9 protein-coding genes are annotated in these 13,385 nt (G+C 38.5%); 6 read left to right on the forward strand and 3 right to left on the reverse strand.

The features are described from left to right. Window positions 1–3: 3 nt before the first annotated feature. Genes J1G40_RS05500 through J1G40_RS05515 form a run of 4 tightly spaced genes read left to right on the forward strand, consistent with a single transcriptional unit; the run spans window position 4 to window position 7,264 of the window. Complete coding sequence (locus tag J1G40_RS05500; protein WP_265241593.1) at window positions 4–2,346, forward strand: TolC family protein; 2,343 nt, start codon at window positions 4–6, stop codon at window positions 2,344–2,346. Window positions 2,347–2,362: 16 nt separating this feature from the next. Continuing rightward, window positions 2,363–3,451 (forward strand): efflux RND transporter periplasmic adaptor subunit, encoded by a 1,089-nt coding sequence (locus J1G40_RS05505; RefSeq protein ID WP_265241594.1) that lies wholly within the window; start codon window positions 2,363–2,365, stop codon window positions 3,449–3,451. Between the two features lie 21 nt (window positions 3,452–3,472). Continuing rightward, window positions 3,473–6,583 carry an efflux RND transporter permease subunit gene (locus tag J1G40_RS05510; protein ID WP_265241595.1) on the forward strand — a complete coding sequence of 1,037 codons (3,111 nt, stop codon included), beginning with the start codon at window positions 3,473–3,475 and terminating at the stop codon, window positions 6,581–6,583. Between the two features lie 3 nt (window positions 6,584–6,586). Next, window positions 6,587–7,264 carry a potassium channel family protein gene (locus J1G40_RS05515; RefSeq protein ID WP_265241596.1) on the forward strand — a complete coding sequence of 226 codons (678 nt, stop codon included), beginning with the start codon at window positions 6,587–6,589 and terminating at the stop codon, window positions 7,262–7,264. Window positions 7,265–7,276: 12 nt separating this feature from the next. On the opposite strand, the gene J1G40_RS05520 is transcribed toward J1G40_RS05515, so the two are convergent. Beyond that, entirely contained in the window at window positions 7,277–8,392 is a 1,116-nt protein-coding gene (locus J1G40_RS05520; protein ID WP_265241597.1) for an outer membrane protein assembly factor, read from the reverse strand. Beyond that, window positions 8,392–9,075 carry a hypothetical protein gene (locus J1G40_RS05525; RefSeq protein WP_265241598.1) on the reverse strand — a complete coding sequence of 228 codons (684 nt, stop codon included), beginning with the start codon at window positions 9,073–9,075 and terminating at the stop codon, window positions 8,392–8,394. The genes J1G40_RS05520 and J1G40_RS05525 overlap by 1 nt, the downstream gene beginning before the upstream one ends. Before the next feature lie 110 nt (window positions 9,076–9,185). Here J1G40_RS05525 and J1G40_RS05530 point away from each other — a divergent pair, with 110 nt between their 5' ends. Together J1G40_RS05530 and J1G40_RS05535 are read left to right on the forward strand one after the other, a co-directional pair. Further along, window positions 9,186–9,605 (forward strand): hypothetical protein, encoded by a 420-nt coding sequence (locus tag J1G40_RS05530; RefSeq protein ID WP_265241599.1) that lies wholly within the window; start codon window positions 9,186–9,188, stop codon window positions 9,603–9,605. 496 nt (window positions 9,606–10,101) lie between these two features. Next, entirely contained in the window at window positions 10,102–12,255 is a 2,154-nt protein-coding gene (locus J1G40_RS05535; RefSeq protein WP_265241600.1) for a beta-galactosidase, read from the forward strand. A 195-nt stretch (window positions 12,256–12,450) separates the two neighbouring features. On the opposite strand, the gene J1G40_RS05540 is transcribed toward J1G40_RS05535, so the two are convergent. Continuing rightward, a complete protein-coding gene (locus tag J1G40_RS05540; RefSeq protein WP_265241601.1) occupies window positions 12,451–13,101 on the reverse strand; it encodes a hypothetical protein in 651 nt (216 codons plus the stop codon). Between the last annotated feature and the right edge of the window lie 284 nt (window positions 13,102–13,385).

Raw genomic sequence — 13,385 nt, forward strand, 5'->3', positions numbered from 1 at the left:
AATATGAGAAAACAATTAATAATACTCCTATTTCTTTTAGGAACAGTAATTTCATTTGCACAAAGTTCGAGAACTATCACCATTGGTATACTGGCTGACGAAACCTCGGAACAGAATGCCCCTTTATTGGAAAAACTTCAAAATGAGATTCGAGCCGTTGTAGGTCAGGATGCTAGTCTGGTTTTTCAAAATCCTTTAGCAAACGACTTTGATTTAGCTAAAGCCAAAGCTAATTATCTCGCATTGGAATCAAGTGATGTTGATATCATTTTAGCTTTTGGCGTCATCAATAATATAGCGTTATATCAACAAAAAACCTATACCAAACCCGTAATAGTGTTTGGGTCAGTCAATAGCGATTTTATCAAATTGCCGGAAGGTCAAAAAACCTCAGAAATAGATAATATCACTTATATCATTGCACCCTTATCTTATCAAAAGGATCTGGATGCTTTCAATTCAATTTACGAATATCAAAAAGTAGGAATATTAGTGGATGACTATCTTCCTGAAGCTTTACCCATTAAGGATCTCTTTGATACGTATTTTGCAGATAAGGAATCAACATATGAACTAATGACCCTGCCTGAAAATGGAGACGTTTCCAACCTCTTGGGCGATGTTGACGCAGTCTATTTAGCAGGAGGTTTCACTTTGTCAGATACTGCCCTTAAAACTTTGATTTCGACAATCAATGATAATCAATTGCCTTCCTTTTCAGCCAATAGGAAACAGGACGTGGAGAAGGGTATACTTGCCACCAACCAACCGGAATCAAATATCGACCAGTTTTTTAGGCGTATCGCTTTAAATGTGGAGTCGATTATCAATGGCACCAATCCGTCTGAGCTTCCAATGTTCTTAGAGTATAAAAACAGACTATCCCTAAATTTCAATACTGCTAAAGAAATCAAATTCCCATTACGTTATAGTATGTTAGGCACTGTTGATATTGTGGGAGGTGAAAGTAGTTTCATTCCTGAAAATGCCTATTCTCTATTGGATATTATGAACGGGGTGATAGGTCGAAATTTAGGACTTGAAGTGGAGCGCAAAAGTGTTGATTTGAGCTCGCAAGATGTAAAAACCGCTAAAAGCAACTTTCTGCCAGATGTATCAGCATCGGCCACAGGAAGTTATTTAGACCCTAGAGTCGCTGAAATATCAGGCGGCACGAATCCTGAATTCTCAACTTCCGGAAGCTTAGGCTTACAGCAACTCATTTATTCCGAGGGTGCGGCAGCGGGCATTACTATTCAAGAAAATTTACAGAAAGCACAACAAGAGACCTATAATGCTGCCGAATTAGATGAAGTTCTTAATGGGTCGGTAGCTTACTTTAATGCGTTGATTTTAAAAACCAATGCTCAAATTCAAGCACAAAACCTGGAGGTTACCAAGAAGAACCTTGAAATCTCAGAACAAAATTTTCAGGCAGGTGCCTCCGGAAAATCTGATGTACTCCGTTTTCGCAGTCAAATGGCCCAGAACATGCAAACCTTGATTGAGGCTGGCAATCAATTAAACCAGGCGTATTACACCATCAACCAATTGATGAATAATGCTATTGGCATGGAGATTGATATTGAGGATGCCATAATCTCTGAAGGTATATTCTCCAATTATAATTATCAAGATTTTTATGATATTTTGGATAATCCAAAATTGAGACCCAACCTCGTGGATTTTCTGATAGAAGAAGCAAAGATCAATGCTCCGGAATTGAAAAATATTGGTTACAATTTAGAGGCGACCCGGCGTACTTATAGATTAAATACTGCTGGAAGATTCGTGCCTACAATAGCCCTTCAGGGACAATATAATTTAGCATTATCTCAATCAGGAGCTGGCTCCGTTCCTACACCTGGAATCCCTGTTGCTCCTGATGGCACATATAATTTGGGATTGAACGTATCCCTTCCACTCTTTAATCAAAACCTACGAAATATCAATAAGCAAACAGCTAAGATTCAAGAAGACCAGTTAAACATTCAAAAGAGCAGTATTGATTTGAATATCGAAACGAATATAAATGCACTCGTATTGGATTTGACCAATGAAATCGCCAATATTCAAATTTCAAAAATTGCCGAAGAGGCCGCCAAAGAGAGTTTAGATTTGACTCAGATTGCATATAGTGAGGGTGCGGTTCCATTAATCCAACTCATTGATGCACAAACCAATTATTTTCAATCACAGTTAGCGAGTGCTACCGCTAATTATAATTACCTTTTGGCTTCGATGCAATTGGAGCGCGCCATTGGTTATTTCTTCCTATTGAATTCCGAAGATAATAATCAAGCATTTATACAAAGAGCAAATGAATTCATTTTGAATAGAAACTAAAAAATCAACCTTAATTATGAAATATTTCTGTCATATAGTCTTAACCGCCTTAACAGTTCTAGTATTTGGTTCATGTAAAGAAGAAAGTGAAAAGAAGGAAGAAGTTCTTAGGCCTGTTAACTATCAGGTGGTGGGCACCTCGGATGCCCAGAAAATACGCTCCTTCAGTGGCATAGCCAAAGCCGGCGACGAAATTGAACTGAGTTTTAGAAGTAATGGAATTATTACCGAACTTAAAGTGACTGTTGGGCAAAATGTTAAGAAAGGTGACCTCATTGCCAAACTAGATAATGTACAAGCTAATTTGGCCTATGAACAATCGGTTTCCGCTTTAAATAGCGCCAATTCGGCCATGAAAACTGCTAAGTCGGCCCTGGACCGGGTTAAATCGCTTTATGAAAGTGGTAGTCAATCGCTCAGTGATTATGAAGCTGCCAAGAACAGTTATCAAAGTGCTTTGGATCAGTACGAATCTGCAAGGCGTAATAAAAGCATTCAACAATCACAAATTAATTATGGCTATATCTATGCTCCAAAAGATGGAACCATCGCTAGCAGACCAGGGACGCTCAATGCGAATGTAAGTGCCGGACAGGTAATCGCTGTGCTCAATGCCGGAGAGCAGATCAATATTATGGTAGGGCTACCCGAGAATGTTATTAACAAAGTACAAACAGGAATGGAAGTGGATATTTCGCTTTCTTCTTTGGAAGATGCGTTTAAAGGAAGTGTTTTGGAAGTTTCCCCTGTGGTAGACCCCAACTCATCTACCTATCCGATAAAGATAGACATCGTTACCCCAACCACTGCCGTTAAACCTGGGATGGCCGCCAATGTAACCTTTAATTTTGGGAGCGGTGAGGAAGCCAATGATGATACTTTGGTGGTTCCCGTAAAAGCAGTCGGAGAAGATAGTAATGGAAACTATGTGTTTGTTATTAAGACTGATGACAACAAGGTTGGAGTGGTCAAAAAGCAAACGATAGAAGTGGGAGAATTAACCAGCGATGGGTTTAAAATCCGTAGTGGACTTGAAGGAGGAGAAAAGATAGCTACCGCGGGTTTACAAACTTTATTGGACGGACAAAAAGTAAAATTGCAATAGCCAATTTAAACCATACAAATTATGAATCTTACCAAATTTTCCATCAATAACAACAGGGTTGTTTTAAGTATTCTAGGGGTTGTTTTGCTTATGGGGTTGGTCGGCTATCAAAGCCTTTCAAGGGACAGTATGCCACCATATACCATCCGGGTCGCTTCAGTAGTTTCTTCTTTTCCGGGGGCTAGCCCTGAACGCGTGGAGGAACTGGTCACAGATAAAATCGAGAAGGTAGCCCAAGAGCTTCCAGAATTAAAAAAAGTAACAAGTACGTCTAGAACCGGCCTTTCAGTAGTTCAAGTAGAACTGGTCATGCAGGTCGAACCGCAAGACCTGCAACCCGTTTGGGATAGGCTTCGAAGAAAGTTAAATAACATTCAGGGCCTTCCCAGTGGGGTTCAACCACAATTGAAAGATGATGGTATCGGAGAAGTTTTTGGAATCGCGGTAGGTCTCACTAGCGATGGGTACTCATTTTCTGATATGAAAGATTATGCCGATGATATGCGGGATGACTTGATCAAATTACCAGATGCGGCAAAAGTTGAAATTAATGGGGACCAAGAAGAAAGGGTATTTGTTGAGTTTGATAATGCAAAACTAAAGAGTTACGGTCTTACCTCTAATCGTCTACAGGGATTGATTAGTAATACAAATATTTTGAGTTCTGGAGGGCAAATCAATGTCGAGGATGAACGTATTATTTTGGAACCCACAGGAAACTTTGATGAAGTTTCTGACATCGAAGAAATGCTAATCCCCGTTGGGGAGGGAGGGCAAGTTGTTCCCTTAAAGGATATCACAAATGTTCGAAAAGGATATATTAATCCACCAACTCAAATTGTACGAATCAACGGCAAAGATGCTCTATCACTTCATGTTTCCCTTAAAAAAGGAGCGAACATCATTAAATTAGGTGAAGAACTAGATGTTGTGCTGAACGAATGGAAGGAAAAACTTCCCGTGGGTCTAGAGGTGAATAGATTAGCTTCCATCGATACTTATATTGATGTAAAAATCAGTGATTTTATTGGCAATCTATTGCAGTCCATAGGTATTGTTTTGGCAGTGATGTTATTTTTTCTAGGGCTTAGAACTGGTCTGGTTATAGCAAGCTTGATTCCGATTGTGACGATTACCACCTTATTTGTAATGGGCTTAATTGATGTTGGGCTAAATCAAATCACTTTGGCAGCATTAATTATGGCTTTGGGAATGATGGTAGATAACGGAATTGTGGTGGCAGAATCGGTCATAGTAAAAATGGAAAATGGCGCGGATGTCAAAAAAGCGGCCATAGATTCCTGTTCAGAACTCTTTACACCACTACTGATTTCTACCTTGACAACTTCTGCGGCATTTCTGTCCTTTTATATGGCCGAATCTGTAATGGGTGATATTATGGGACCAATTTTTGTGGTCATTACCATAGCCTTATTGTCCTCATGGATTATTTCGTTAAGTATTATCACCTTGTTCTGTGTTTTCTTTTTAAAGGTAAAGAAGCAAGAAGAAGGAAAAGTAAGTTTCTTAGATAAGTTAATCAATGGATTAAAGAGTAAATACAAAAATTTGATTTTGATTGCATTGAATTGGAAACGAAGCGTCCTTCTTGGAATTGTAGGAATGTTCGTTTTGTCCATTTTAGGCTTTGGCTTGTTAGCATTTGTATTTTTTCCAGATAGTGACCGTAATATGATTACTGCGGACATCAACCTACCGGAAGGCACAAAAATTGAACGTACCCAAGAAATGGTTGCTGCGATAGAAGCTTTTATGAAAAGTGAGCTGCAAGTTTCCGAAAATAAATCTGAAGGTATTTTGGATTGGTCCGCTTATATCGGTGAAGGTCCTTCCGCCTATGATTTAGGATACAACCCCGATGAAGCGAATTCCAATTACGCACATATTCTTATAAACACCTCAAATTTTTTGGTCAATAATGAAATGGTCAAAAAGTTGGATTCTTTCAGTTTTTCATCTTTCCCCAATGCAGATATCAAAGTAGGTCTTTTGGGTTCTGGTGGTGGTGGTACACCAATAGAAATAAAGGTTTCGGGGGACGATCCAGATAAATTGGCCGAAATTTCACAATCGATAAAAACTAGATTATTCGGAATTTCAGGCACCAAGAATATCAAAGATGATTGGGGGCCAAAAGGAAAGAAATTTATTATTGATATCGACCAAAACAAAGCACAATTGGCCGGTGTTACTAATCAAGATATTGCAACTTCTTTGCAAACAGTTCTAGATGGCTTTAGAACGGGTGAATATCGTGAGAACGATAAGTCAATTCCAATTGTGATGCTAAGCGATCAGAATCAGCAACAATCTTTAGCCTCTTTGGAAACTTTAAATATCTATGCACAGAATTCGGGTAAAAGTGTGCCATTATTGCAAGTTGCTTCTATTATTCCTCAATGGCAGTATACGCGAATTAAGAGATTAAATCTAACTAGAACAATAAATGTTTCAAGTGAATTATCGGAAGATGGAAATGCGTCTGCGATTACGGCAGAAATAACCCCATGGTTAGAAGAACAAGCCGCTTCTTGGGGTCAGGGTTATAGTTATAACTTAGGAGGTGATGCTGAAAGTACGGCTGAAAATATGGGTGCGGTAGCTAGTTATCTGCCATTATCGGCCTTTATTATTGTGATGCTATTAATTATTCAATTTAACTCTTTTCGAAAGATGGTCATGGTTGTTTGTACGATTCCTTTAGGAGTTATTGGTATGGTATTGGGACTTCTTATTTTTAATGTTCCCTTCGGATTTATGGCGTTTTTAGGTGTGATTTCTTTGGCGGGTATTGTCATCAATAATGCAATTGTACTGGTAGATAAAATAGAAATTGAACAGAACGAGGTAAAACGCAAACCTCAGGATGCTATCATATCCGCTTGTCTACAACGGTTTCGACCGATATTGTTGGCAACCTTTACCACTGTATTGGGCTTAATACCGCTTTATTTAGGTGGCGGGGAAATGTGGGAGCCTATGGCCGTAACTATCATGGTCGGTCTGCTATTCGGTACCGTGATTACCTTACTATTTATTCCTGCTTTTTATAGTGTTTTGTATAAGGTAGACTACAAAGGGTATCAATTTAACGAAGCATTATTGGATTAGGGGATGTTTAAAAAACTTTATTCATATCGTTTTGAGTTTTTCTTTATTACACAGATAGCCGTATTATTTGGTTCATTGTTCATTCAGAGAGAAATTTTTGAAGAGAGTATCGGACCTATTTTATTTTTACTAAACCTGATAGCAGGAATTATATTGATTTCTAAGAGAAAGGATTTTTTCTGGTTCTTCTTAATTTTGTTGGTCTCCAGTAGTATTATTTTCGGTTTGACTCAAGCAAATGGTGAAATGCCACTATTCACAAGCTATATGCAATTCGGAATTTATTTCGCTTTTTATTTAGCAGTTACTTTTGAAATTATCAGGCAGGTATGGTATTCCGTTCAGGTAGACAAAAAAGTGATCTTCGGTGTGATTAGCGGTTTTATATCTCTAGGTCTTATTGGATTTTTCATTTGTATGAGCATTGAACTAGCCAATCCTGAATCGTTTGAAGGAGGGTTATTGGCCATGCAAGTGGGCCATGCACATACCCTTACAGAGCAACTCATGTATTTTAGCTTCATTACATTGATGACCATCGGCTATGGGGATATAATTCCGGTAACACCCCTTGCTCAAAAAGCAGCAATTTTAATTGGATTAATAGGGCAATTTTATCTGGTTGTTATTACGGCTGTCGTGGTAGGGAAGTTTATCAATCAAAGAGACTCCGACAAGTAACAAAATAGAAACCTAAAAAGCTTCATTAACCCCAAAATAAATACCATTTTGGCCATCTTTCCCATTTCCAATATCCAAACGCAGCCAGGTACCTTGGTCTTTCAATAACTTAAATCGAACACCAGCACCGTAACCCGGTTTTACCGAATTAAATCGTAAAAGATCTGATGCGTCTCCGGCCAAGCTTCCTATTAGACCAAAGGCAGCCAATGTCCATCTAGGCCTTAAGCGATAGCGATATTCTGCTTGTACAACATACATGTTTTTATCCAAGAATCGACCATAAAAATATCCCCTTGCACTGCTGCTGCCGCCAAAAAAGGCCATGCCTTGAAAAGGTACGTCTCCATAATTATTCTCGATATATATTTGGGTTGCAAGTGTACTTCTTTCACCTAAGGGTTCATAGTTTCTTAAATCAAGGGTGAACTTATTGAAACCATGGGTAGCTCCTAGAATTTGACTAGAAAAATGTGCGCCAATTTCAAAAAGTTGTCCGTCAGTGGGTGAATTGATATCATTTCTGGTATCCAAATTAAATTCGGCACCTAATCCACTTATTACGGTTCTATCTGAGCCTAAAATTGTTCCTGAATCCAACTGTCTTCCTTCTTCAACCTCGGTTACTTGATGGTTGGCAAAATTATAGGTGAACCCAAAATTCAAGTCAGGAGGTAGTCGCTTCAAGAAACTTAATTTAAGTTTGTGCGTGGTTTGATCGTACAACTCCTCATTCTCTTCGGTAGTTTCCGGACCAATCCCCCAAAAGGAATTTGGATATATTTCAAAGAGATAATCCGCATCAATAAAGTAATCCCCTTTACCCAGATAGACTTGTGGAGTTACATTGAACATAATTTGCCCCGCAGTGGTGTAAATTCCGCTAAATAAAACATTGGAAAGACGTTGGTTATATTGATTGGTATTGTTCAGCAAAAATAGTTGCCCACCACCACCTACACCAAATTGTGTTTCGGGGGTGTAAAAAGCTATAGGCAGGCCTATAAACTTTATTTTTTTTGTTTTTCCCAGGGTGTCAGTACGGACAAATCCTTCCTCTCTCCCTTGGCTAAGTAGACAAATAGGGAAAATCATTAAAACAAGAATACATACCAGTAATTTTTTCATCAAAAAAAGAAATCGTCTAAAATAACATTAAATCCAAAAGTGAAAGCGATATTACTCACAGAGATATTTTGGGAACCTATTGTTCCCGATGGTTGTTGCTCTTGGTCGACCCCTATCCAAAATAAATTAAGATCAAAACCAATATCAAAGGCAATTTGATCATTAATGACATAAGAATAACCAAGGCCCAAAAGTGCTCCAAAACCTCCGCCTTCAGAAAGTTCACGAATAGGATTGGTTAAATCGTTAAAACTTGTCTCTTCCCTATAACGCACATAACCCGATGATAAAGTAGTAAACAAGGAACCTCGGCTATTTTCGGATAGATAATACGAAACAAATGGCCCTACAAACAAGGATTCAGTGGTCCTATCAACATTACCAGCAGCACTAGCTCTATCAGTATTTATTCTCCCGCCTAAAAGCCATCGGTCCTTAATAAAATTTCCAGTAGAAAAATTAAGCCCAAACTCATTGGTAATTGTTTTTTCATCTCCTGAAGTTTCTTTATTGGTATTAGAACTTATACTACCGGAGAGTCCCGTAAGCCATCGTCCTTTTCGAAAAGGGGTGTCAAGTGAATCCTGCGTCTGTGTTTGCTGGGCTTCAAGACAATTGGTCGTACAAAAAAGGATAACGAAAAGCAAACATGGAAACAAGTGATAATAATTATACTTCTTCATGTAGGTTTATGGTTATTTAACAAGTTTCTAAGATAATCAAATAAGGTGATGTCAACTTCATAGAAGTTTATTATCTTGGATTTTGAACACAAAAGCTTGGATATCTGAACATGAATTATCATTCAAAAAGCCAATATCATGATGCCTTCGCATCAATGGTAAAAATTACTTTGCGCGATGGAGATGCCTCGGAAAGGGAGATTATTTTTTTGGAGCACCTGATGTATAAACTGAGTCTCAACGAGCGGGAATATGAGTTTGTCATGCAGAACTATATGGACTACCCCATCACTGCCCCATATTCCAAAGATGAAAGAATAAGAGCTTTGTACGAGTTGGGAAAAATTTTAAACTCGGATAAAGGGATTACCGGCGAAGATCAAAATAGATGGTTGGGACGCGTTGCAAGGTCTATAGGATTTGAACCAAATTCTATTGAGGAAATCACTTTCAAAGCCATATCACTTACAGAAGAGGAAATTGATTTTGAAAAATTCGAAAAGGAAATCAAAAGGATCCAAGATAGCTAATGGAAGTTAGGCCTCGTGTCCCCATTATGAGAGTATGTTTGGTGTTTTTTTAAGAAGGATCATCAACAAATAAAATAAACTCTTTATCACTTAAAGATACATATTCTAATGTCCAAAAAAGGAGCATTGAACTGAAGAGGAAGTTATCTCTTCACCCTGATTCGCTCCTGGTTGCCGCATCTGGACAAAAGACTATTTGATTTCTTTGGCAATCGCTTTCGCAAACCCTTTCTTGACAGAAAAGGCGGAATTGGTATCTATGCTTTACTCTCCTTTTGGGGCTGTCATATCCATCCTTTGCTACCGCACTATTAGTAGGTATTGTTTTTGCCAATTGTATTCCTACCCTATTTCGAAAAGTGGATTGGCAACCCAAAAATGGAAAAATTATGATTAGAGTTCTCAGGTATTTGAATTTCATTTTCAATTCTCATTAATACCTGGTTTTAGAGGTACCCTGAATATTTCTTATATTGATTAAATTAAATCACATCAAATGAAGATCATTTTGAATAAGTCTGAACGCATTACATCAATGCTTCTTGTGCTATCTGCCGTCTTGTTATCTTTTGGTTTACAAGCACAAAAACAAGGAGAATCAATGGCCCAAAAGACTATCAGTACTTTGAGCTTTGAAAATTTCATTGCCGCCGGGTGTCAAATCAATACGTTAGGCAAAAATGAAATCAGTATTGAAATTTCTACAGGATTGCCTTGCACCCTTATATTGCAACATCCGGAATTGAAAACGCTTCCTGAAACCGCGTGGATTTCATTTATAAGTGAGGTGGATGGATTGGAAAGCCCGTCTGCGAACCTCTTGTTTTGGTCGGAAGACAATCAAGGTCAATCTCCTGATTTGATAAGTGCGTCTGGGCTATTTCCCGGATTAAGGGCACGCAACTCCTTTCCGCTATCAGTCTTGGCGGAGGGTAGAGGTGCGCCTAAAACTCCAGGAACATTGATTCAATTTTCATTTGGCAAAAGCGTGGATATAAATAAGTGGAGCCGTCTCGGAATAAGTTTTATGAAATTTTCTGGGGAACCGGCCACGGTAACCCTAAAGGATTTCAAATTCACTGCTGAGCAACCAGATTATCCTGTACCGGCTATTAAAATCATTGATGAAATGGGTCAATGGATACAAAAAGATTGGAATGATAAGATGAAAAGTTCCGATGAGATGGTTAGTTATTTGCGCGAATTGGCCAATCAATCCGAACCCAAAAGGAATTCTGAAAAGTATAGTGAGTATGGGGGTACCAAACTCAAACGATTTGATGCAAGCGGTTTTTTTAGAACAGAACACGATGGAAAAAGATGGTGGTTGGTTGATCCTTCTGGTTATGCATTCTATAGCATGGGTATTGATATTATTGGCCCTGGGATTCCTGGTAATGTCGAAGGAATATCAGATTTGCATGAGTGGATGCCAGAAAAAGAAGGCGAATATGTAGATGCCTGGGAGAAGCAAAAAGTATTTGACATTCAGAATCCGACCGGTAAGGAACTAGATTTGTTGAACTTTCATATCGCTAATCTTATAAGGAGTTTCGGAAATAATTGGCATGATGAATGGTCGAAAATTACAAAACAACGACTTGTCGAATGGAACGTTAATAGTATCGGAAATTGGTCAGACTCGACCTTTATAAGCAAATCTAAAATTCCTTATGTTATTCCGTTGCAAAATTTCCCAATTACGAAAAAACGAATTTTTAGAGACTTTCCTGATGTTTTTAGTCAGGAATACGCAGACTTGTCGAACGATTTTGCAAAGCAGTTGGAACCACTTAAAAATGACAAATATTTGATTGGCTATTTTATGAACAATGAGCCTGGCTGGGCATATGTACCGACTATTAATTTGGCTGAGGAATTATTGACCAAGGAAGGAGATTATGCAAGTAAGGATGTCTTGGTGGAATTTTTGAAGAAACGCTACGCTAACATCAATGATCTAAATAAAGCATGGAAAACCAGTTTCGATGCTTTTGATCAGTTAAAACAACCTCAAAATAAGGTTTCAAATCTATCTGAAATTGCTTTTGCCGATTTGGAGGAATTCTCTACTATAATGTTGGAAAAGTATATCGAAGTGCCTGTTAAAGCTGCAAAAACTGTGGATCCCAATCACCTGAACATGGGTATGCGATGGGCATCGGGTGCGTTGAAAGAATCATGGCGGTTTGCAGGAACCCAATATCTGGATGTCTTTTCGATGAACAACTATACCGATAATCCTTCGTCACGTCTTGATATCGCTGCTGAATTCACTAACAAACCGATTCTTATTGGAGAATTCCATCATGGCTCTATGGAAGCAGGGCATTCAGCTTTTGGAGCGCGTTGGACCAGAACTGAGGCTGATCGTGCCGTAGCCTATCGATATTATGCCGAAAACGCTGCTGCCCACCCTAATAGTATAGGTATTCATTACTTTAGTTTTAACGATGACCCTGTACTTGGTCGTTTTGATGGGCAAAATTTTCATCAGGGGTTTGTTAGCGTTGGGCATAAGCCATATTCAGATTTTGTTAAAGGATACTCAAAGGTAAACGACGAACTCTATGAAGTAGTTATGGGCTTAAGAGCGGCCATGAATGAACTACCAGAAGGCTTAGTAACAGAAATCCCAATGAAATTTTAGATTTTGATATATTTCCGCAGCCTGAGGGTGATAGCAATCATAACAAATAGAATACAATCATTTTTTAGGATAACCAAAATAAACTCTTAATTATATAAAGAATCAAATTCTAATACCCAAAAAGCAGCATTGAAGTGAACAGGAAGTGATCTCTTCACCCTGATTCGCTCCTGGTTGCCGCATCTGGATAAAAGACTATTTGATTTCTTTGGCAATCGCTTTCGCAAACCCTTTCTTGACAGAAGATGCCGAATTGGGATTGGTTATTTCAGTAGTGACCACAGAAAGTAACCGTTGCTCTACGGGTAAGGAAAGATTGTAGGTAACAGCCTCCAAAATAAAAGTCACCTCCTTTTTGGTTATGGGTTCCAATTCTGTTTCAAGAGGGCTCAGTTTTGGAGGCGCATGGACATCATCATAGTACCCCTTGAGAGTGACATATTTGTTACCGTAATAGTCCGATAAAGAACCAAAGCCTTCTTCGCTTCTTAGAATATCTTGTTCATTAACATCTTTAAGGGAAGTTAGTAAAAGAATGTCATAACCCTCATCCCTGAACTTTGAAATGGTTTGCGCGATTCTTTCAACCGTTTTATTGGTCAGGGGTTTCAGATCGGGAAATACCAAATGACTCGCTGTTGCATTAAATCCAACAGCTCTAAGTTCTTTCGAAATTGCCCGCTCATATCCCTTTCTTACATCATCTTGGGGCGTCCTGGAAACCACTATTATTTTCTTATCCCCAACGGAACCTATATTGTCCGGTTTATATGAGTTTGCCAGTTTTGTGCTTGAACAACCGGAAAGAATCATGGCGGCAAAGAATAGCAATTTGTAATTTTTCATAGTGGTCCTTTGGTGTGAAAATTAAACTTTTTTTTTTAAAATAGAGTAAGGTTTAAACCATATAATTGTTTCAATTAGACGATTCTTAATTTGGGTTTTTATATCCACTATAGTTGTTCCATAGTTAATTGTTACCTTTTTTTCTATTTAACTATCCATTCTGTCGCTCTCCCTGTAGCTCCCTTATTGATAGCAAAAACATAAAGACCCCAAATCGCTATCCAGGTCTTTTTGGTTCATTCTGCTGATTAAAAATTTTGACTACATTTAAAAACCCGGGGCAA

The organism is Muriicola sp. Z0-33 (assembly GCF_026126425.1).
GTDB lineage: Bacteria > Bacteroidota > Bacteroidia > Flavobacteriales > Flavobacteriaceae > JAFMPW01.

Excerpts from the sequence above, each read along its gene's own strand:
- J1G40_RS05500 (WP_265241593.1), top strand. The coding sequence starts at position 4 with ATGAGAAAACAATTAATAATACTCCTATTTCTTTTAGGAACAGTAATT.
- J1G40_RS05505 (WP_265241594.1), top strand. The coding sequence starts at position 2,363 with ATGAAATATTTCTGTCATATAGTCTTAACCGCCTTAACAGTTCTAGTA.
- J1G40_RS05510 (WP_265241595.1), top strand. The coding sequence starts at position 3,473 with ATGAATCTTACCAAATTTTCCATCAATAACAACAGGGTTGTTTTAAGT.
- J1G40_RS05515 (WP_265241596.1), top strand. The coding sequence starts at position 6,587 with ATGTTTAAAAAACTTTATTCATATCGTTTTGAGTTTTTCTTTATTACA.
- J1G40_RS05520 (WP_265241597.1), bottom strand. The coding sequence starts at position 8,392 with ATGAAAAAATTACTGGTATGTATTCTTGTTTTAATGATTTTCCCTATT.
- J1G40_RS05525 (WP_265241598.1), bottom strand. The coding sequence starts at position 9,075 with ATGAAGAAGTATAATTATTATCACTTGTTTCCATGTTTGCTTTTCGTT.
- J1G40_RS05530 (WP_265241599.1), top strand. The coding sequence starts at position 9,186 with ATGAATTATCATTCAAAAAGCCAATATCATGATGCCTTCGCATCAATG.
- J1G40_RS05535 (WP_265241600.1), top strand. The coding sequence starts at position 10,102 with ATGAAGATCATTTTGAATAAGTCTGAACGCATTACATCAATGCTTCTT.
- J1G40_RS05540 (WP_265241601.1), bottom strand. The coding sequence starts at position 13,101 with ATGAAAAATTACAAATTGCTATTCTTTGCCGCCATGATTCTTTCCGGT.